The following is a 20,419-nucleotide window of genomic DNA, read 5'->3' as shown; positions in this document are numbered from 1 at the left end:
GCGCCGTCGCCGGGCGCCATGGCGCCAGACGTACGCGGGGGTCTTGCACGTGGCGTTGATCGTCCAGAAATACGGTGGCTCGTCGGTCGCCGATGCCGAGAGCATCAAGCGGGTCGCCAAGCGGATCGTCGACACCCGGCGCGCCGGACACGAAGTCGTCGTCGCCGTCAGCGCGATGGGCGACACCACCGATGAGCTCCTCGAGCTCGCGGGCAAGGTCGCGCCGATGCCGGCTCCGCGCGAGCTCGACATGCTTCTGTCCAGCGGCGAGCGGATCTCGATGGCGCTGCTGGCGATGGCCATCCACTCCATGGGCTTCGAGGCGCGATCGTTCACCGGCAGCCAGGCGGGCATGATCACGGATGCCACGCATGGTGCGGCACGCATCGTCGACGTGACGCCGGTGCGCCTGCGAGAGGCGCTGGACGACGGTGCGATCGTGATCGTCGCGGGGTTCCAGGGATTCAACCGCGACACCCGCGACATCACCACGCTCGGTCGCGGCGGGTCGGACACGACCGCCGTGGCCTTGGCCGCTGCACTCCAGGCTGATGTGTGCGAGATCTACAGCGACGTGGACGGGATCTTCACCGCCGACCCGCGGGTCGTACCCAAGGCGCAGAAGCTGGGGAGCATCTCCAGCGAGGAGATGCTCGAGCTCGCGGCCAACGGGGCGAAGGTGCTCTACATCCGCGCGGTGGAGTACGCCCGGCGGCACGGTGTGCTGATCCACGCACGTTCGACGTTCAGCCCGGACGTCGGGACGTGGGTCGTCGGTCCGGGCCAGAGTCTTCCCGACGGGGAAAAGGGAGAGAACATGGAAGAGCCGATCGTCGCCGGAGTCGCCACCGACCTCAGCCAGGCCAAGATCACCGTCATCGGTGTTCCCGATGTGCCCGGCAAGGCGGCGGACATCTTCAAGATCGTGGCCAAGTCGGGCGCCAACGTCGACATGATCGTCCAGAACGCCTCCGCGGCGGCGACCGGCCTCACCGACATCTCCTTCACTCTGCCGAAGTCCGACGCGACGGCGGCACTGAAGGCCCTCGCCGGCGAGCAGTCGGAGGTGGGGTTCCAGAGCCTCGTCCACGATGACCAGATCGGCAAGCTCTCGATCGTCGGTGCCGGTATGCGTACGCACTCGGGCGTGGCGGCGACGCTGTTCGAGGCCCTGAGTGTCGCGCGGATCAACATCGAGATGATCTCGACCTCCGAGATCCGCACCTCTGTCGTCGTCCGGGGTGACAACCTCGGCGAGGCTGCCCGCGTCGTCCACACCGCCTACGGTCTGGACGGCGAGACCGAGGCTGTCGTCTACGCCGGCACGGGGCGCTGACCCGCGGGCGGGTCATCGCCCAGGATCCCCCGCACGAAGGCGTCGACAGCGGCGTCGGTCGAGATCTCCGGATCGATCGATACGGTGAGCCTGTCCAGGACCAGCCCCTCCAGCGCGTAGTGGAACAGCGCGATCTCGAAGTCGCCGCCGGGCAGGCCCGCACTCCGGTTGAACGCGACGTCGGCGGCGAAGCCTGTCCGGATCCATTCCCTCAGTGGTACGGCGATCTCCGGATTGCGCGCGGCCTCGATGCGGAGGGTGAACAGTGCGAGCGAGACGTCGCGGTCGGCCAGCAGCCGGCGGACGATGTCACGCGCGTAGTCGGCGAACAGAGAGGGCGTCGGAGCGCGATCCTGCCACGGGGCGTACACTGTCGGGTCCGGCGCCAGTCGCTCCCCGATCCGGTGGACCAGCGCCGCGATGAGCGCGGCGCGGCTGCGGAAGTAGTTCGAGGTCGTGCCCCTGGGCACCCCGGCCCGAGCGTCGACGGCCCGATGGGTGAGACCCCGCATCCCCTCGTGCGCGATGACGGAGAGTCCCGCGTCTGCGAGTGTCTGCCGCCGTGCATCGTTCCGGGCCACGCCCTCACCCTAGCGCGACCACGACATCTGTCGTATGTTAACCACAACAGCTGTTGTGAAAGGTGGAACCATGACGGACCTCGTCTACTACGTCGCGATCAGTCTCGACGGGCGGATCTGCGCGCCCGACGGGGGATTCGAGGCCTTTCCGATGACGGGTGATCACCTGGAGGCGATCCAGGTCGAGTGGGCGGACACGCTCCCCTCCGCCTTCTATGAGCAGTCCGGTTCGACGGCGCCCCGCGAGAGGTTCTCCACCGTGCTGATGGGATGGAACACCTTCGCCGCCGGCCTGAGCGCGACCGACTCGCCGTACGCGCACCTCGACCAGATCGTCTTCTCGCGTACCCGCACGCAGGCAGACGTGGGTGCGGGGGTGCGCGTGGCGCGGGATGATCCCCGGCGCGTCGTGGCGGACCTGAAGGCGCGCGGGGGCGGTGACATCTGGCTCTGCGGCGGAGGCGATCTCGCCGGGCAGCTGCTCGACGACATCGACCGCCTGGTGCTGAAGGTCAATCCCGTCGTCTTCGGCGACGGGCGTCCGCTCTTCGCCACCGGCTATGACCCGACCGCGTTCACCCTGGAGGCGAGCCGGACCTTCCACTCCGGCGTCCTCATCAACGAGTACGCCCGTCGTCGTCCGGGAACATGAGGCGCATCTCCAGCCTCGCGCTCTAGCATTCGCGTGTCGGCTCCCCGGATGTGAGTCGAGCGGAGGCGGAGTATGCGGAAGCAGGGCGCGTCAGCGGTGCGGAGACGGCGCTGGATGTGGGTCGTCGGCGGAACGGTCGCGCTTGCCTGCGGGCTCGTCGCCGCGCTGGTCTTCCAGCCTTGGCTGGCCCTGATAGACGTCCGGGTCGATGATGAGATCCCGGTGGCTGCGTCGACGCCGCAGCAGCCCCCCGCCGCAGAGGGCCCGACGCCCTCGCCCTCGAGCGACGGGTCGCCGGCGGCATCCGCATCCGCAGCGCCGGCGGGGCCGGTCGACCTCCTCTCAGGGACCTTCATCAGTCACGAACACGCGACGTCGGGGTCGGCGCGGATCATCGAGAATCCCGATGGCACGAGGCAACTGGCCATCGAGCAGCTCGCCACCACCAACGGCCCCGATGTCCACGTGTGGCTGAGCGCGGGGCCCGTGATCGAGGGCTTCGACGGCTGGTTCACCGCCGGCCAGTACGACTTCGTCGACCTCGGACCGATCAAGGGCAATCTCGGCAACCAGCTCTACGACATCCCCCCGGAGGTCGACCTCGACGTCTTCCGCACGGTCGACCTGTGGTGTGTGCAATTCAGTGTGTCCTTCGGCGCCGCCGCACTCGGGTGATCGAGGCGAGTCGGCGCCGTCACACACCGAAAGGCCCGGGGCTCGGGCGATAGACTCCCTACCCATGACCCGCATCTCCGACTCCGGTCTGTCCCTCGCCGTCGTCGGTGCCACCGGTCAGGTCGGCACCGTCATGCGCGAGATCCTCCTGGAGCGCAGTTTCCCGATCCGTGAGCTCCGGCTCTTCGCCACCGCCCGCTCCGCGGGCACCGCGGTGGACTTCGCCGGGCACACGGTGGTCATCGAGGACATCGCCACCGCCGACCCGGAGGGCATCGACATCGCCCTGTTCTCGGCCGGCGCGACCGGCAGTCGCGCACACGCGCCGCGCTTCGCCGAGGCGGGTGCCGTCGTCATCGACAACTCCAGCGCCTGGCGGATGGACCCCGAGGTGCCCCTCGTCGTCAGCGAGGTCAACCCCCACGCGATCGACGAGGCCGTCAAGGGCATCATCGCCAACCCGAACTGCACGACGATGGCGGCCATGCCCGTGCTGAAGCCGCTCGACGCCGAGGCGGGGCTCGAGCGGCTGATCGTCAGCACCTACCAGGCGGTCAGCGGATCGGGACTGGCGGGCGCGGAGGAGTTGCTCGGCCAGGTCGAGGGTGTGCTGGCGCAGGGCGAAACGCTGCGTCTCGTCCATGACGGCTCCGCGGTGGACTTCCCCGAGCCGGAGAAGTACGTCGCGCCGATCGCCTTCGATGTGATCCCTTTCGCCGGCAACCTCGTCGACGACGGCGAGAACGAGACCGACGAGGAGAAGAAGCTCCGCAACGAGAGCCGCAAGATCCTCGAGCTTCCCGACCTCCGTGTCGCCGGCACCTGCGTGCGGGTGCCGGTGTTCACCGGCCACTCGCTCAGCATCCACGCGGAATTCTCCCGCGAGCTCTCCCCGGCGCGGGCGGCCGAGATCCTCGCCGATGCTCCCGGGGTCACCCTCGAAGAGGTGCCGACGCCGTTGCAGGCCGCGGGGAAGGACCCGAGCTTCGTCGGCCGGATCCGCGCCGACCAGTCGGCTCCCGAGGGGCGAGGACTCGTCCTGTTCATCAGCAACGACAATCTCCGCAAGGGCGCCGCTCTCAACGCGGTGCAGATCGCCGAACTCGTCGCATCACGACGGTTCGCCGGAGCCGGTGCCTGACCCCACCGGTCTTTCGATGACGAGAAAGATCCGCCATCCTTTCGGCGCGCGGACCCGCGCTCTGATCGGGAGGTTTTCCGCGGCGCGTAGAATCGTGTCGTGACTGATTCCTCCGATTCCGAGACCCCACCGGCGGCACCAGACGAGGTCATCGACGTCGTCCTGATCGGCGGGGGCATCATGTCGGCCACCCTCGGCACCCTGCTCAAGGAGATCCAGCCGGACTGGAAGATCGTCGTCTACGAACGACTGAGCGACGTGGCCCTCGAGAGCTCCAACGCCTGGAACAACGCCGGGACCGGTCACGCAGCGTTGTGCGAGCTGAACTACATGCCCGAGGGCCCGGACGGATCGCTCGACCCCGCCAAGGCGATCGCGATCAACGAGCAGTTCCAGCAGAGCCGCCAGCTCTGGTCATCCCTGGTCGACCGGGGTGTGCTCGACGAGCCGTCCACCTTCATCAACGCCACCCCGCACATGACCTTCGTCACGGGCGAGAAGGACGTCGCCTACCTCCGGAAGCGTTACGAGGTACTCCGGCAGCAGCCGCTCTTCGCCGGCATCGAGTACAGCGAGGACTCGCGGGTGATCAACCAGTGGGCCCCGCTGCTGATGAAGAAGCGCAGGAAGGGCGAGCCGTTCGCTGCGACGCGGGTCCCCAGTGGGACCGACGTCGACTTCGGTGCGCTCACCCGACAGCTGTTCGACGACCTCGTCGAGAAGGGTGCGGAGGTCGTCACCAATCGCGAGGTGAAGAAGATCCGGCGCGCGGGGGACGGCACATGGCGGGTGCGGTGGCGCAACACCATCGGCCACACCCCCGGAGAGACTCGCGCGCGGTTCGTGTTCGTCGGTGCGGGTGGATGGGCCCTGAAGCTCCTGCAGTCCAGCCGCATCCCCGAGATCGGCGGATACGGCGTCTTCCCGATCGGGGGGCAGTGGCTGAAGACCAGCAATCCCGCCCTCGTGGCGCAGCACCGTGCCAAGGTCTACTCCCAGGCCTCGGTCGGGGCACCGCCGATGTCGGTGCCGCACCTCGACACGCGCGTCGTCGACGGCGAGGCCTCGCTGCTGTTCGGCCCGTTCGCCACATTCAGCCCGAAGTTCTTGAAGAACGGCAAGATCACCGACATCGTCGCGCAGGTCAGGCCGGGGAACATCCTGCCGATGCTGAAGGTCGCCGTCGACAACCCCGGGCTCATCAAGTACCTCGTCGGCGAGCTGCTGAAGAACCACGCGCGCAAGGTCGACAGCCTTCGCGACTTCATGCCGACCGCGCGTGATGAGGATTGGGAACTGCTGCAGGCCGGTCAGCGTGCGCAGGTCATGAAGAAGGATCCGAAGAAGGGCGGCGTGCTGCAGTTCGGCACCGAGGTGGTCACTTCGGCGGACGGGACGATCGCCGGGCTTCTCGGCGCCTCGCCCGGGGCGTCGACGGCGGTGTCGATCATGCTCGGGCTGCTGAAGACGTGCTTCCCCGACCGGATCGCCGAATGGGAGCCGCGGCTGCAGCAGCTGATCCCGAGCTACGGTCACACGCTGAACCCGCGGCCCGAGGTCGCCGAAGAGGTGCTGTCCGAGACGGCAGAGGCGCTCGCGCTCACCGCCTGATCGCGGCGATCGCTACGCTGGCGCCGTGGTGTTCGCGAAGAGCGTGGCGGTCGCGGGGCTGCTGCTGGCATCCGTCGCCGGCATCTCGGCGCCGGGGCCGAGCGCGGCCGAGGCCGTTTCGGCTGACGTCGACGATTTCTCCTACGACTCCTTCGCGGGGGAGTACTGGCTCGGGCGGGAGCCGAGCGGACGCAGTGCGCTGTTCACCACCGAGACGATCGTCGCCCGGTTCCCCGAGTTCGACCAGAATCGCGGCATCGTCCGCGCGATCCCGAAGGCCGACTCGGGCGTGGATCACGACACGTCCGTCGTGAGCGTCACGGGTGAGGGCGGGGAGCCGATCCCGTGGTGGACGGAGGAGGATGAGGAGTTCGTCTACGTCCTGACCGGAGACGACTCCTATGTACGGGGCGCGCAGACCTACGTTATCTCCTACACGATGACCGACGTGGTCGTGCGCTACGACGACACCGACGCCGACGAGTTCACCTGGGACACCGTCGGCACCGATCACGCGCAGCCCTTCGACGCCGTCGAGGCCGTCGTGCATGTGCTCGGCGATCCGGCCGACGGCCTGCTGCCGGGGCGCGCCTTCTGCTACACCGGTCCCGCGGGCTCGACGGAACTCTGCGACATCCGGGAGGCGGCCCCGCCGACGGCGCTGGGCGCGGCGGTGGCGGCCTGGGCTGCCGGTCTCGATGCCGGCGCTGCGCCGTCGGTCGAGGCCTCGTTCATCGCGGATGACACCGGGCTCGGCCCCGACGAGAACGTCACCGTCTCGCTCGGCTTCGCCACCGGCACGTTCGCCGCTGTCTCTCCGCCGCCCCCGCCGCCCTACCCGTGGTGGGAGTGGGTGCTTCCCGGTGCAGGGCTGGCGTGCGGTGTCGGTGGCCTCCTCTTCCTGGTGGTGCTGCGAGCGGTGCTGCGGCGAAATCCGGATCGGTCGCCGGTGGTCGTGCACTACACCCCCGCCGAGGATGAGTCGCCCACCCTGTCGGCGGGGGTGTGGGGTGTCCCCGAACGCGCTCTGGCCGCACACGTCGTCGATCTGGCCGTTCGCGATAAGGTCGAGATCGTCGGCTCGGGCGACAGGGCCGGAGCGGACGATTTCTCCGTGGTTCTGCGGGATGACACGGGTCTGGCCCATGACGATCGCCGCGTCGTGACGGCGTTGTACGGCAAGGATGCCGCGCCCGGCGACCGGGTCGACCTCGGCGCCTTCACGCGAAATCCCCCCAGTCGCGCGGTGGCGTATGTGCGCCAGATCGACCGGGCCACCATCGATCGCGGGTACCGTACCGTCACGCCCGGCTGGATCGGACGTGTCCGCAGTCTCCTTCAGTTCGGCGGCCTGACCACCGGCATCCTCCTGGCCTTCTTCCTCGACGAGGTTCCGTCCGTGATCCAGGACCTGGGCGAGGTCGGCGGGTGGATCTACGGGCTTGCGATCGCCAGCGCGTTCGCGGCGTTCATCGTCCTGCCGTTCTTCTCCGTGCCGGGCTCGACCCTGACCCTCGCCGGGGGGCGCCACCGGACCTACCTCGAGGGAATCCGCCGCTACCTCTCGCTCGCGGAGGAAGATCGCCTTCGGGCGGCCCAGGCGCCGGCGACAGCGGATCTGGTCTCCTCCGGCCGGCGCCCCTTCGCCGAGGCGCCGGGCGCGCCCGGTGCGGACGTGGTCAATCTCTACGAGCGTTTGCTGCCCTACGCGGTGCTCTTCGGGATGCAGCAGGACTGGATCGATGTGATCCGCACCGCCGCGCATACTCCCACGGAGGCGGGTGCCCGTGCGGCCCTCTTCGATGCGGTCACCACCGACTCCCTGTCGCGGGCGTCCTCCTCGATCGGTCGTCTCGCGGCCACGCCGGTGTCGCGCGGCGGATCGTTCTCGTCTTCGGGGTCGTCGTCCCCGAGCAGCTGGTCCTCATCGGGCAGCTCCAGCGGCGGAGGGTTCTCGGGAGGCGGGGGAGGCGGCGGCGGATTCGGCGGCCGGTGATCGGATCCGCCGGGGCCTAGACTCTCGGGGTGGCAAAGCTGTATTTCCGCTACGGCGCGATGAACTCCGGGAAGTCGACCGCTCTGCTGCAGGCCGCCTACAACTATGAAGAGCGCGGACAGCACGTTCTGCTCGCCAAGCCGGCGATCGACACCAAGGATGCCGCCAAGGTCTCGAGTCGTCTGGGAGTCACTCGCGATGTCGACTTCCTCGTCGGACCCGACGACGACATCCGCCTGCTGTTCGGCGAGCACCGTGAGCGCGTCCGGCGAGCGGCGGAGGATGCGCTCGTTCCCGAGGCGGGCGAGACCATCCCTGACGTGGCCTGTCTCCTCATCGACGAGGCCCAGTTCCTCACGCGCGAACAGGTCGATGATCTGCTGCGCATCGTCGTCCTCGACGGTGTGCCGGTTCTCGCCTACGGCATCCGTACCGACTTCCGTACCGATGCCTTTCCCGGGTCCGCCCGGTTGATGGAGCTCGCCCACAGTCTCGAGGAGCTGAAGACGATCTGCCGTTGCGGGAGCAAGGCCCTCTTCAACGCCCGGCTGGTCAGCGGCCGGTTCGTCTTCGACGGCGACCAGGTCGCGATCGACGAGCTCTCGGCCGACCGCGTGACCTACGAATCCATGTGCGCGGAGTGCTACCTGCGCGAATCGGGCGGACGTCTCGACGGGCGGTAGATCGTCGGTTGCATGTGGTCTGACCACAGAGTAGGGTGGCCACCTGCCCATCGGAGACCTCATGCCCTCACCAGACGATCCCCCGTCGCCCGCCCCGCGAGCGTGGCAGGTCGTCCTCGAGCACATCGAGCGCGACCTCCTCGACGACACCCTCGCCCCCGGTGATCACCTTCCGCCCGAGCGCGACCTCGCGGCACGCCTCGGGGTCGGACGCTCGAGCGTGCGTGAAGCGCTTCGTGTTCTCGAGGTGATGGGGCTCATCCGTACCGGGACGGGTTCGGGGCCCAGCTCGGGGGCGGTGATCATCGCCACCCCGCGCGGTGGTATGTCGGCGCTTCTCCGACTGCAGGTGGCCGCACACGGGTTCCCTCTCGACGACGTGGTCCGCACCCGGGTGGCGCTGGAGAGCGCCGTCGTGGAAGATCTCGCCTCGCAGGGCGCGCCCGACACGGCCCCGGTCCGCCGCATCCTCGACGCCATGGACGTCGCAGAGCGTACCCGTGACGAATTCCTGACGCTCGACGCGCAGTTCCATCTCGGCCTCGCCGAAGCATCCGGAAATCTCGTCATCACCGCCACGATGGCGGGACTGCGCAGTGCGATCGAGTCGTATGTGCGGATCGGTGCCGCACGCGTGGCGGACTGGTCGGCGATGTCGACGCGGCTCCAGCTCGAGCACCGCGCCATCGTTGAGGCGGTCGAGGCGGGTGACCCCGGACGCGCCCGTGACCTCGTGCGCGCCCACATCGTCGGGTACTACGCCGACGCCCGCCTGGCCCGTGAGACATCCACGCCCTCGGAGAGGACGAAGACATGACCGAGCCCACCACCCGGCGACAGCTGCCTGTGCCGGCAGACCTGCGCGAGCTCATGCGGTTCAAGCGTCCCGAGCTGAACGGCACTCGGCGCCGCCTCACCTCGGCCCTCACCATCGCCGATCTCCGGGCGATCGCCCAGCGCCGCACGCCGAAGGCGGCGTTCGACTACACCGACGGGGCGGCCGAGGGAGAGCTGTCGCTGGCACGGGCGCGGCGCGCCTTCGAGGACGTTGAGTTCCACCCGTCGATCCTCCGACCCGCCGAGCACGTCGATACCTCCCTCACCGTCCTCGGCGGCACGAGCGCGTTGCCGTTCGGGATCGCACCGACAGGGTTCACCCGTCTGATGCATACCGCGGGGGAGCGGGCCGGCGCCTCGGCGGCGGGCGCCGCGGGGATCCCGTTCACGCTCTCGACGCTCGGGACGACCTCCATCGAGGACGTGAGAGCCACGAACCCGCATGGTCGCAACTGGTTCCAGCTGTACGTCATGCGCGACCGGGAGATCTCCTACGAGCTCGTTCGACGGGCTGCGGCGGCCGGATTCGACACGCTGCTGTTCACCGTCGACACCCCGGTGGCGGGGGCGCGCCTCCGCGACAAGCGGAACGGCTTCTCGATCCCGCCTCAGCTGACGATCGGGACGATCCTCAACGCCCTCCCGCGGCCGTGGTGGTGGTTCGATTTTCTGACGACGCCGAAGCTGGAGTTCGCCTCACTGAATTCGACCGGTGGCACGGTCGGAGAGCTGCTGGATGCCGCGATGGACCCGACCATCAGCTACGACGACCTCGGTGTCATCCGGGACCTCTGGCCGGGCAAGATCGTCGTCAAGGGCGTTCAGACGGTCGAGGATGCCGTGCGCCTGATCGAGGCGGGCGTGGACGGCATCGTCCTGTCGAACCACGGGGGGCGTCAACTCGATCGCGCTCCGGTGCCCTTCCACCTGCTTCCGCATGTCGTGCGGGAGGTCGGCAAGGACGCGACGGTGATGGTCGACACCGGGATCATGCACGGTGCCGACATCGTCGCGTCGATCGCACTCGGCGCCTCCTTCACCCTCGTCGGACGGGCCTACCTGTACGGCCTGATGGCGGGCGGGCGTGCCGGCGTCGATCGGGCGATCGCGATCCTCCGGGAGGAGATCGAGCGCACGATGCGCCTGCTGGGGGTGTCCAGCCTCGCGGAGCTGGAGCCCGCGCACGTGACGCAGCTCACCCGTCTGGTGCCGGTCGGCGATGCGGCGCGCGCTCAGCGCGCGCGCTGAGCGACGTCAGGCGCGAGGGGAGAGGGTCGGCAGCAGGGCGTCGAGGAAGGTCGCCGTGTCCTCCCAGCCCTCGACGGCCTGGCAGCGCAGACCCATCGCCAGGACGGGGTAGTCGTTGCCGTGCGGGTCGAGGCGGTCTCCGACGAAGAGCATGTCATCGAGCGCGATGCCCGTCTGATCGGAGAGCTGACGCATGCCGTAGGCTTTGTCGATTCCGCGGTGCGTGATGTCGACCGACGTCGAGCCGCCCGATCGGACCTCGAGGTCGGGGATGCGAACGGCGACGGCGTCGCGGAGGGCGTTCTTCTTCTCGCCGGTGGGGTCCCACGCCGTCTTGGCGTCCAGCGGCGCCTGCTGACCGAGAGCGGAGAAGGTGATCTGCGACCCTCGGTCCTCGAGGATGTCACCCCACGGCTCGCTCTCCCACAGGCCCAAGCGCCGGGCCTCCTCCTCGACGGCGGCGATGGCGCGCGACTTCTGGTCGTCGGTGAGGCTGTGCGCGTAGACCGTGCGGATGCCGTCGGCATCGATCCGGTAGTACTGGGTGCCGCAGGTGGGCAGCAGGTGGACGTGATCGAGGATGTCGGACGCGGCCGCCGGCAGAAGATCGACGACCTGCGTGCGGAACTGCGACAGCTGACCGCCCGAGATGATGGCGACTTCGACGCGCTCGGCCAGCGCGATCAGCTGATCGCCGATGCGGGGATCGATGGCGCTCTTGGAAGGCGCGAGGGTGTCGTCCAGGTCGAAGGCGACGAGCTTCGGGGTGGACGGGGGCGAGGTGTCGTTCACGGCGCTCCTGTTCGGTGTCGTGCGAGAGGCCTCACCGATATCGGTGAGGCCTCTCTGCGGTCGGGGTGACAGGATTTGAACCTGCGGCCTCTTCGTCCCGAACGAAGCGCGCTACCAAGCTGCGCCACACCCCGTGGCAACCCCCCAAGCCTACCCGATGCTCGCGCCGTGTTCGAACCGACGGCGGCGTGACGTCCCGAGCGCGATGCCGGTGACGACCACGGTCAGCCCGAGGATCAGTGGGGCCGCCACCGTGGCGATGCTCGCCCCGGTCGCCGCGAGAGCGGGCGCCGGGGCGGCGGGAGGCGCCTCCTCGACGATCGTCGTCTCGGCGGCGACACCGCACCCTCCGTGATGCACCTCGTCGCCGTCGGCATCCACCGCACGCTCCCGCCAGTAGTACGTTCCCGGTTCGGTCATCGCCGGGGACGTCACGATGTACTCGCCCGCCTCGGTCACCGCGATCGGCTCGCTCTCCCAGACGAGGGCCTCCGGGGTGCAGGCGTCGGCGGCCGGTACGCCGTCGGCGGAGCGGTAGACGGCGGAGGACACGGACAGGCCACCGGTGGGGATCACGCTGCCGACGATGATCGTGTCCGACACCGGATCGCCGACGGCGACGTGCTCCTCCGCCTTCGAGGAGACGTCGGGGACGACGCTGATCTGGCTTCGCACGCCGAACGACTCCGTCCACGAGAAGTCCGCGGGCAGATGCGCGGTGACGTCGGGATGCTGCGCGTCACGGGTGATCGTCCAGACGGCGGTGTAGAAGCCGGGGCCGGGCAGCTCCCAGTCGGATGTGACGCGATAGGGGACGTCTCCGCCCTGGTCCCCGGTCACGAGCGCCAGCGAGCCCACCGATTCGGCGTCGGCGGGGACCGATGCCTGCGGTTCGGTGGGTTCCCACGACGTGCGGTAGACCTCAGCGCCGGCGGTGATCGGCAGGGGCGATCCGTCGGCCGACCGAGGCCAGTCCCCGTCGGCGAGAGTGATGTTCACGTCATCGACGAACGGTCCGCCGGGGATGTAGCGCGCAGCGACCTGCGTCGTGATGGCGGGGGAGAAGCGGGGAACGCGCGGCGCGGTGTCGGCACCGGACACCTCGAAGGTCGCGGGGCCCCCGGGACCGGCGGTGTCCTGCCCGCCGGCGGTGGTGACGTGGCGGACCGCCGGGGCGACTCCGCCCGTGAAGCGGCCCGTACCGCTCACCGTGTACGCGCGGCCTGGCGCCGGTGGCGCCGTCGTGATCGCGTACTCGGTTCCCGGCGTCACCCCCTCGAGGGTCACCTCACCGGACTCGCTGAACACCGCGTCGACGAGCGTCACCGTTCCGATCGCGCCGGCAGCGCTCGTCTCGACTCTGACCGTGCCGTGGCGATGGTCGACCGGGTCGACGGTGAAGATCAGCGTCCCGGTGGGGGCCGCGGTTCCGAGACGCATCGCCTCGTCGTAGAACGCCACGGCACGCTGCTGGACCGCCGCGCTGTGCTCGGGTGCAAGACGGGAGAAGACCCGGTCGATGACGCCGGCGAGCGAGTCGCCCTCATAGCCGAACTGGCGGAGCGTCTCATTCCAGTTCGCGATCGCCTTGACGGCCCAGCCGACCGCAGCCGCCTGCACCGGGTCATCCGTCTGTCCGTGCGTGGACACGAGGTGATTGATGCGGGTCAGCTGCTCGCCGGAGAGCCCCGCCGCGCCCCCGCTGATGCCGTGGTCGATGCTCGGGCCGGTCGGCAACGGCAGGCCCGGGACGATGCAGTACGTGTGGACGCCGTTCACGAGCATGGAGCCGTGCCACCCGTGCGCCGATATCGGTGCCCACGTGCCGAAACCCGTGCCGCGCTCGGCGGCTGAGGCCGGAGCGGCGGCGAAGACCGATCCTGCGAGCACGACGACGCTCAGCGCGACGCTCGCGGCGACGAGTCGGAGGATTCCTCGGATCGAGGAGTGGGACGCGGCGGGGCGAAGGGTGGTGAAGGGCATCGTGCGGACTCCCGGCTAGACGATCGGACGGATCGATCGTCGCCGCGGGGCGTATCGCGGGGGGCGTCAGGAGGCGCTTCGGTGGAGAAGTTCGCGCATCCCGCCGTTGTGCAGGAGAGGACGTCGAGGACTCAGCGGCCGGGGAGGACGGTGATGAGCGTCGCCTCCGGGCGGCACGCGAAGCGCACCGGGGCATAGATCGAGTGGCCGAGACCGGCGCTGACATTGAGCGGCGCGATGTGACCGTCGTGCGCCCAGGTGCTCAGCCCACGCGCTTGATCGAGCGGGATGTCGCAGTTCGCCACGAGTGCGCCGACACCGGGAAGGCGCACCTGTCCGCCGTGGGTGTGTCCGGCGAAAACCGCGTCCGCCCCGAGATCGACGAAGGCGTCCAGAACGCGGCGGTAGGGCGCGTGGGTCACACCGATCGTGAGCGCCGCGTCCTCGGCCTCTCGCATCCGCTGGATCGGTTCGGGAAGCGACCCCAGGCGATCCCACCCGCGGTGGGCGTCGTTGACACCGAACGCGTGGATGCGGGCTCCGGCGGCGTCGAGAGCGGCGACGGTGTTGTTCAGATCGTGCCAGCCGAGCTCATCGGTGAGATACCGATCGAGCAGGTCGGTGTCGAGCAGTTCGGGCTCGGTCTTGAGCTTCGACGGGCCCAGGAAGTACTTGAACGGATTGCGCGGGCTGGGTGCCACGTGATCGTTGGAGCCGTGGACATACACCCCGGGGATGCCGCGGAACGGCCCGAACGCGGCGCGGATGCCGTCGAGGCCCAGCGGGTGGCCGAGATTGTCGCCGGTGTTGATGATCAGGTCGGGTTCGAGCGCCGCGAGGCCGGCGATCCAGCGCTGCTTCCGCCGCTGCCACGGCGCCATGTGCGCGTCGGAGACGTGGAGGATGCGCAGCGGGCGGGCGCCCGCGGGGAGGAGCTGCAGCTGGTGCTCACGGACCGTGAAAAGGTAACGCTCGATCCCGACTCCCCAGACCGCCGCGGCGGTGCCGGCCGCCCCCACCACGCCGAGCGTGGTGAGGGCGGCCCTCGTCAGAGGGTGCGGCACTACTCGTCGTCGTCTTCGTCGTTGCCGGGCGCGCCCTGTCCGGGGCAGGCTGCGGCGGCGAAGTTGATGGTCACCGTCGCACCACGGGTGGTTGCGGTTCCTGCCGCGGGGTCGGTTCCGGTGACACGACCGCCGCCGGATCCGGGATCGGGGGTACACGACCCCAGTTGGGCGGAGAACCCGGCCGCGTTGAGGGCCCCCGCCGCGACGGCGGGGTTCTGCCCACTCACGTCGGGAACGGTGGCGGCCTGCCCGTTACTGGGATTGATCGTCACGACGCTGCCGGCCGGGGCCTGACCCGAGGGGTTCTGCTGGACGATGATGTTCGTCGGCTGGTCGGAGTTGACCGGCTCGCCCACACTGACGTCCCAGCCGGCGCCTTCGAGGGTCGCCCGGGCCTGGTCGATCGTCTGTCCGACCACGTTCGGAACATCACGGACCACCTGACGGATCAGGTTCTCGGCGGGCGGCGGGAAGTCGTCCCCGCCATACGCGGCATTGGCGGTGGCCTGGATGCGCTGGGCGATCGGGTACCGGATGTCCATGACACGACGGTCGTAGGCATAGGCGCGCGCGATGTCGACGGTGCCGCGGACGTTGCCGGCCATCACGGCGGTCGTGACGTTCGTCGACGACTCGATCATCCACGAGTGGCGCTGTTCGTTGGTTCCGGTCTTTCCGAGCATCGGGGTGCCGTCGAAGGGGTTCGCCTGGGCGCCGGTTCCGCCGCGAGCCATCACGCCCTGGAGCGCGAAGGCGGCCGTCGACGCCACTTCGGGGGTGAGAGCCGGGGAACAGTTGCGCACTGGGACGAGCTCCGGGCGGTCGACGCCGTTGTTGTCGACGACGCGGTCGATGACCTTCGGCTGGCACAGGGTCCCGCCGTTGGCGACCGTGGCATAGGCGCCTGCCATCGCGATCGGTGAAACGTCGTCGACCCCGATGATCTGCGAGGGCACGGTGACGTTGATCGGGTTGCCGTTCCCGCTGGTGACACCCATCTTCGCCACGACGTTCGTGATGTCGCAGAGGTCGAGCTCGGCGGCCATTCCGATGAATCCGGTGTTCAGCGACTCGGCAGTGAAGCGCAACGGAGTGCCATTGTAGCCGCGCTGGTTGCCGAAGTTGCGGATCCGGTCGCTGCCGGGGTTGACCCAGTCACCGGCGCAGGAGGTCATCCGGGGGATGTTTCGATCGGTGCCGTTGACGACCTCGCGAAGGGACTTGCCCTGCTCGAGCCAGTCGATGAGGGTGAAGAGCTTGAAGGTCGAACCGGCACCGAAGCCGCCCGAGCCACCGTAGGTCGAGTCGCCGGCGAACACGATGGACGATTCGTTGGGATCCTCGGTCGCACCCGGCACGTAGCGGGTGTTCTGCGCGATGGCGAGGACGCGGCCGGTCTTGGCCTCGATGCTCGTGGCGGTCGCCCCGAACTCCATGCCCTCGATCGACGTCGGCGCGTAGTCGGCCATGGCCTGCTCCGCGGCGCCCTGCACACGGGGGTCGATCGTGGTGTAGATCTTCAGGCCGTCCTGGCGGAGCGCCCGGTCCCGAGCCTCCCGCGTCTCGCCGAACGCGGGGTCGTTCTGGATCGTGGAGACGACGTACTGGCAGAAGTAAGCAGCGGCACCGGTGGACTGGCACCCCGTCACGGGCTGCGTGATCGCAGGGGTGATCGGCTCCACCGCCGCCTGGATGTACTGGTCGCGGTTGATCTTGCCGTCATCCAGCATGCGGCTGAGCACGTACAGCTGCCGGCCCTTGGTGGCGCTGTAACCGTCCGCCGCGGCGAGCAGCTGCTCGTCGTTGATGACGCCCTCGTCACGGAGGGTGTAGAGCGCTTGGATGGTCCCGGGCTGCACGTCCTCGATGGACCCGTCGGGCGCTTTGTTGTACCCGACGCCCTCTGAATCGAAGATCGATCCCTCCGGCTTGTCGATCCGGTAGGTGTTCGGGTTCTGCACGATACCGGCGAGCGTCGCGGCCTGAGAGACGCTCAGCTGTGACGCCGGGACGTTGAAGTAGTACTTCGACGACGCGTCGATGCCGTAGTTGGTCCCGCCGAAGTTGGCGATGTTGAGGTACCCGAGCAGGATGTCGTTCTTCGAGTAGCGCTGCTCCAGGGCGATCGCGTACCGCATCTCCTGAAGCTTGCGCTCATAGCCCTCGGCACCTGTCGCGTTGGTGGCGTCCTCCCAGCAGTTGCGGAGGACCTCATCGCGGGTCTTCACGACGTTGTTGTCGGCGTCGAGTTCGGGCTCGGCGTCCCGCTCGCACCGCTGGATGAGCACGTTCTTGACGTACTGCTGGCTGATCGACGACCCACCCTGGGTCTGGCCGCCCTGGGCGTTGCTCAGCAGCGCGCGGGTCGTACCGATGAGGTCGACACCGCCGTGCTGGTAGTAGCGCGGGTCTTCCGACGACAGCACCGCGTCGTAGACGACCGGCGCGACCTGATCGAAGGTCACCGGCGACCGGTTCTGGTCGTAGAACTTCGTCCACTCGACCTCTTGCCCGTTGTCGGGGTTCACGTACATGAGGGTCGTCGGCAGCATCAGCTCGTCGATCTCGAGATAGCTCGGCATGTTGTCGAACATCGAGATGGCGCTGGAGGCCGCGGCCCCCGAGACCGCAATCGCGGGGGTGACGGCGGCGGTCACGAGCACACCGGCGACGGCGCTCAGCCCGACGACCCCGAGGAGGCCGCCGAGCACACCGCTACCCGTCCGTTTCGTCTCAGGCATAGGGTTGATCGTAAGGGAGCTTCCTGGGCGATCCCTCGACCGGCGTGCGCCCACGGAGATCTTTCCCAGCATCCGCCCGCGATACCGCCCCGACCACAGGAGCCTCGATGACGACGTGGGAGTACCTCACCACTCCGCTGCTGATCCACAACACCGCCGCCATCCTCAACAACTGGGGGAAGCAGGGCTGGGAACTCGTGCAGATCGTCCAGGGGCCTGAAGGCGGGCTCGTCGCCTACTTCAAGCGTCCCACCGGCGGCGGCGCCCCCAACGCGGCGCTCGGCGCGGCCGAGCAGGCGGCGCGCCAGTTCGGAGACGAGCAGTGAGCGTTTCGGAGCGCCTGGCCGAGCTCGGCATCGAGCTCCCCTCGGTCGTCCCGCCGGTGGCCGCCTACATTCCCGCCAAGGTGCACGGCGACCTGGTGTACACCGCGGGCCAGCTGCCGATGGTCTCGGGCGCGCTTCCCGAGACCGGCAAGGTCGGCGAGGGCGAGGGTCTGGTGGCCCCGGATGCCGCGGCGGGCTACGCCCGCCAGTGCGCGCTCAACGCCGTCGCGGCGGCCGCAGCCGCCGCCGGGGGCGTCGACCGACTGGCCGGTGTGCTGAAGGTCACCGGATTCGTCGCCTCGGTGCCCGAGTTCACCGGTCAGCCCGGGGTCATCAACGGTGCGAGCACCGTGCTCGGCGAGATCTTCGGCGATGAAGGCCGTCACGCCCGCTCCGCGGTCGGCGTGCCGGTTCTGCCGCTGGACGCACCCGTCGAGGTCGAGGTGGTCTTCACCCTGTCCTGACGCCGCGCCGCGGCATCCCGCTCCCGCGGTCTCCCACGAAACCGCGAAAATGCATCTGCGCGCCGAGGATGCGAGTGAACCCCGCACCCTCGGCGCCCAGATGCACTCTCGGCGGAGGTAGCCGCGCGGGGGCTACTTCACCTGGGCGGAGATGACGCTCATCACCGCGGTGTCCGCCAGCGTCGTGGTGTCGCCGACCTCGCGGCCCTCCGCGACATCCCGCAGCAGCCGGCGCATGATCTTGCCCGACCGGGTCTTCGGCAGCTCACCGACGATGTAGACGTCGCGCGGCCGGGCGATCGGCCCGATCTGCTCGCTCACCCACGCGCGCAGCGCCTGCGCGAGCCCCTCGGGCGAGTGCTTGTCGAGGTAGCTCTGCTTGATGATGACGAACGCGACCACAGCCTGACCGGTCGTCTCATCGGACGCGCCGACCACCGCCGCTTCGGCGGTGGCCTCATGCGCGACCAGGGCCGACTCGATCTCGGTCGTCGATAGGCGGTGGCCCGAGACGTTCATCACGTCGTCGACGCGGCCGAGCAGCCACACGTCTCCGTCGTCGTCCAGTCGCGCGCCGTCGCCTGCGAAGTAGTACCCCTTGTCGCGGAACTTGTCCCAGTAGGTCTCCTTGAACCGTTCAGGGTCGCCCCAGATGCCGCGGAGCATCGAGGGCCAGGGCTCGGTGATCACCAGCAGCCCGCCGTTGCCGTTGCCGACGTGGGTGCCGTCGTCGTCGACGACGTCGACCGAGATGCCGGGGAGGGGGACCTGGGCCGACCCCGGCTTGGTCTCGGTCACACCCGGAAGGGCGGAGATCATCATCGCGCCCGTCTCGGTCTGCCACCACGTGTCGACGATCGGCGTGTCGCCGTGACCGATGATCTCGCGGTACCAGACCCATGCTTCGGGGTTGATCGGCTCTCCGACCGAACCGAGCAGGCGCAGGGACGACAGGTCGAACTTCTGCGGCACGGCGCGCCCGATCTTCATGAACGAGCGGATGGCGGTCGGGGCCGTGTACAGGATCGTGACGCCGTACTTCTCCACGAGCTCCCACCAGCGCCCGGGGTGCGGGGTGTCGGGCGTGCCCTCGTAGAGCACCTGGGTCGCCCCGTTCGCGAGGGGACCGTAGGTGACGTAGGAGTGTCCGGTGATCCAGCCGATGTCCGCGGTGCACCAGTACACGTCGGTCTCGGGGTGGATGTCGTGGACGACGCGGTTCGTGAATGCGGCCTGGGTCAGATAGCCGCCGGACGTGTGGAGGATGCCCTTGGGCTTCCCCGTCGTGCCGGAGGTGTAGAGGATGAACAGGGGGTTCTCGGCGGGGAATGCGGATGCCTCGTGCTCGGCCGGCGCCGCCGGGACGACGTCGTGCCACCACAGGTCGCGTCCGTCCACCCAGTCGACGTCGTTGCCGCCGCGGCGGACGACGAGCACGTTCTCGACCGTCTCCTGCGGGCCTGAGCCGTTGCGGTCGGCCAGCGCCATATCGACGGCGGGCTTGAGGGGTGACACCTTCCCCTTGCGGTAGCCGCCGTCGGCGGTGATGACGAGCTTCGCGCCGGCGTCGTCGATGCGCGCCCGGAGGCTGTCGGCGGAGAAACCGCCGAACACCACCGAGTGCACGGCGCCGATGCGGGCGACGGCGAGCATCGCGGCAATCGCTTCGGGGATCATCGGCATGTAGATGGCCACACGGTCGTTGACGCCGACACCGAGGCCTTCGAGCACATTGGCGAGGCGCTTGACCTCTTCGGTCAGCTCGGCGTACGTCACGCGGCGTTCATCGCCCGGCTCGCCCTCCCACAGCAGTGCCACGCGGTCGCCGTTCCCGGCTTCGACGTGCCGGTCGAGGCAGTTGTAGGCGACATTGAGCTCGCCGTCGGCGAACCACTCGGCGAACGGCGGGTTCGACCAGTTCAGCACCTGCGTGAAGGGCGTGTGCCAGTGCAGCAGCTCGCGGGCCTGGTCGGCCCAGAACCCTTCGCGATCCTCTTCCGCGCGGGCGTAGAGATCGGCGTTCGCAACGGCGTCCTCGGCGAAACCCGGCGACGGCGCGAACCGCCGGTTCTCGTTCAACAGGTGATCGATCTGGCTGCTGGTCATGCTCATCGGTGCGCGCTCCTTCGCGGGCGAACGGGGTGCCGTCTCCGGCCACAACACTCGTGAGGGTACCGATGCCCCGCGATGCCTCACTACCTCCGTTAGTGGGTGGATGAGACGAATGTGATATTCCGATGAGAGATCGCCGCCGTCGTTTTGCCGGCCTGTGACGACTGCGTATGA

At 69.0% G+C, this 20,419-nt stretch carries 17 protein-coding genes and 1 tRNA gene; 11 read left to right on the top strand and 7 right to left on the bottom strand.

All coding sequences use genetic code 11. The annotated features are described in order from the left end of the window. Positions 1 to 49: 49 nt before the first annotated feature. On the top strand, positions 50 to 1,336 hold the full coding sequence (locus FBY40_RS13860) for an aspartate kinase (protein ID WP_141939376.1): 1,287 nt from the start codon (positions 50 to 52) through the stop codon (positions 1,334 to 1,336). Here the strand turns inward: FBY40_RS13860 and FBY40_RS13855 are convergent. Continuing rightward, positions 1,315 to 1,917 (bottom strand): TetR/AcrR family transcriptional regulator, encoded by a 603-nt coding sequence (locus tag FBY40_RS13855; protein ID WP_141939375.1) that lies wholly within the window; start codon positions 1,915 to 1,917, stop codon positions 1,315 to 1,317. The two genes, FBY40_RS13860 and FBY40_RS13855, sit on opposite strands and share 22 nt — an antisense overlap. A gap of 70 nt (positions 1,918 to 1,987) precedes the next feature. Between FBY40_RS13855 and FBY40_RS13850 the strand changes: the two genes are divergently transcribed. The 8 genes from FBY40_RS13850 to FBY40_RS13815 all read left to right on the top strand — a co-directional run bounded on the left by FBY40_RS13850 (position 1,988) and on the right by FBY40_RS13815 (position 10,760). Then, positions 1,988 to 2,569, top strand: a complete 582-nt coding sequence (locus FBY40_RS13850; protein WP_141939374.1) for a dihydrofolate reductase family protein — start codon at positions 1,988 to 1,990, stop codon at positions 2,567 to 2,569. A gap of 72 nt (positions 2,570 to 2,641) precedes the next feature. Further along, positions 2,642 to 3,244 (top strand): DM13 domain-containing protein, encoded by a 603-nt coding sequence (locus FBY40_RS13845; protein WP_141939373.1) that lies wholly within the window; start codon positions 2,642 to 2,644, stop codon positions 3,242 to 3,244. Between the two features lie 64 nt (positions 3,245 to 3,308). Next, entirely contained in the window at positions 3,309 to 4,385 is a 1,077-nt protein-coding gene (locus FBY40_RS13840) for an aspartate-semialdehyde dehydrogenase (RefSeq protein ID WP_141939372.1), read from the top strand. Positions 4,386 to 4,484: 99 nt separating this feature from the next. Further along, the gene (locus tag FBY40_RS13835) at positions 4,485 to 5,996 is read left to right on the top strand and encodes a malate:quinone oxidoreductase (RefSeq protein WP_141939371.1); all 1,512 of its coding nucleotides are present in this window, start codon (positions 4,485 to 4,487) and stop codon (positions 5,994 to 5,996) included. Positions 5,997 to 6,021: 25 nt separating this feature from the next. Next, positions 6,022 to 7,992, top strand: coding sequence for a DUF2207 domain-containing protein (locus tag FBY40_RS13830; protein WP_141939370.1), 1,971 nt, complete (start codon positions 6,022 to 6,024; stop codon positions 7,990 to 7,992). Positions 7,993 to 8,021: 29 nt separating this feature from the next. Next, the gene (locus FBY40_RS13825) at positions 8,022 to 8,675 is read left to right on the top strand and encodes a thymidine kinase (protein WP_141939369.1); all 654 of its coding nucleotides are present in this window, start codon (positions 8,022 to 8,024) and stop codon (positions 8,673 to 8,675) included. Between the two features lie 61 nt (positions 8,676 to 8,736). Beyond that, positions 8,737 to 9,492, top strand: a complete 756-nt coding sequence (locus FBY40_RS13820) for a FadR/GntR family transcriptional regulator (RefSeq protein WP_141939368.1) — start codon at positions 8,737 to 8,739, stop codon at positions 9,490 to 9,492. Further along, positions 9,489 to 10,760 (top strand): alpha-hydroxy acid oxidase, encoded by a 1,272-nt coding sequence (locus FBY40_RS13815; RefSeq protein ID WP_141939367.1) that lies wholly within the window; start codon positions 9,489 to 9,491, stop codon positions 10,758 to 10,760. Before FBY40_RS13820 ends, FBY40_RS13815 begins: the two co-directional genes overlap by 4 nt. 6 nt (positions 10,761 to 10,766) lie before the next feature. Here the strand turns inward: FBY40_RS13815 and FBY40_RS13810 are convergent, their stop codons facing one another. The 5 genes from FBY40_RS13810 to FBY40_RS13790 all read right to left on the bottom strand — a co-directional run bounded on the left by FBY40_RS13810 (position 10,767) and on the right by FBY40_RS13790 (position 17,343). Then, positions 10,767 to 11,552: an HAD-IIB family hydrolase gene (locus FBY40_RS13810; RefSeq protein ID WP_141939366.1), complete on the bottom strand. Its 786-nt coding sequence runs from the start codon at positions 11,550 to 11,552 to the stop codon at positions 10,767 to 10,769. Positions 11,553 to 11,612: 60 nt separating this feature from the next. Further along, positions 11,613 to 11,686, bottom strand: a tRNA-Pro gene (locus tag FBY40_RS13805). 16 nt (positions 11,687 to 11,702) lie between these two features. After that, entirely contained in the window at positions 11,703 to 13,535 is a 1,833-nt protein-coding gene (locus FBY40_RS13800) for a hypothetical protein (protein ID WP_141939365.1), read from the bottom strand. A gap of 131 nt (positions 13,536 to 13,666) precedes the next feature. Further along, on the bottom strand, positions 13,667 to 14,599 hold the full coding sequence (locus FBY40_RS13795) for a metallophosphoesterase (RefSeq protein WP_141939364.1): 933 nt from the start codon (positions 14,597 to 14,599) through the stop codon (positions 13,667 to 13,669). Then, the gene (locus FBY40_RS13790) at positions 14,599 to 17,343 is read right to left on the bottom strand and encodes a transglycosylase domain-containing protein (protein WP_141939363.1); all 2,745 of its coding nucleotides are present in this window, start codon (positions 17,341 to 17,343) and stop codon (positions 14,599 to 14,601) included. The genes FBY40_RS13795 and FBY40_RS13790 overlap by 1 nt, the downstream gene beginning before the upstream one ends. Positions 17,344 to 17,450: 107 nt before the next feature. Between FBY40_RS13790 and FBY40_RS13785 the strand changes: the two genes are divergently transcribed. After that, positions 17,451 to 17,669 carry a DUF4177 domain-containing protein gene (locus FBY40_RS13785; protein ID WP_141939362.1) on the top strand — a complete coding sequence of 73 codons (219 nt, stop codon included), beginning with the start codon at positions 17,451 to 17,453 and terminating at the stop codon, positions 17,667 to 17,669. Beyond that, the gene (locus tag FBY40_RS13780) at positions 17,666 to 18,133 is read left to right on the top strand and encodes a RidA family protein (protein WP_141939361.1); all 468 of its coding nucleotides are present in this window, start codon (positions 17,666 to 17,668) and stop codon (positions 18,131 to 18,133) included. The genes FBY40_RS13785 and FBY40_RS13780 overlap by 4 nt, the downstream gene beginning before the upstream one ends. 132 nt (positions 18,134 to 18,265) lie before the next feature. Here FBY40_RS13780 and acs read toward each other — a convergent pair whose 3' ends face one another. Further along, positions 18,266 to 20,239: an acetate--CoA ligase gene (acs, locus tag FBY40_RS13775; protein WP_141940203.1), complete on the bottom strand. Its 1,974-nt coding sequence runs from the start codon at positions 20,237 to 20,239 to the stop codon at positions 18,266 to 18,268. Between the last annotated feature and the right edge of the window lie 180 nt (positions 20,240 to 20,419).

Source organism: Microbacterium sp. SLBN-154 (genome assembly GCF_006715565.1).
Taxonomy (GTDB): Bacteria; Actinomycetota; Actinomycetes; order Actinomycetales; family Microbacteriaceae; genus Microbacterium.
This window is presented reverse-complemented; position numbering and strand designations above follow the sequence as displayed.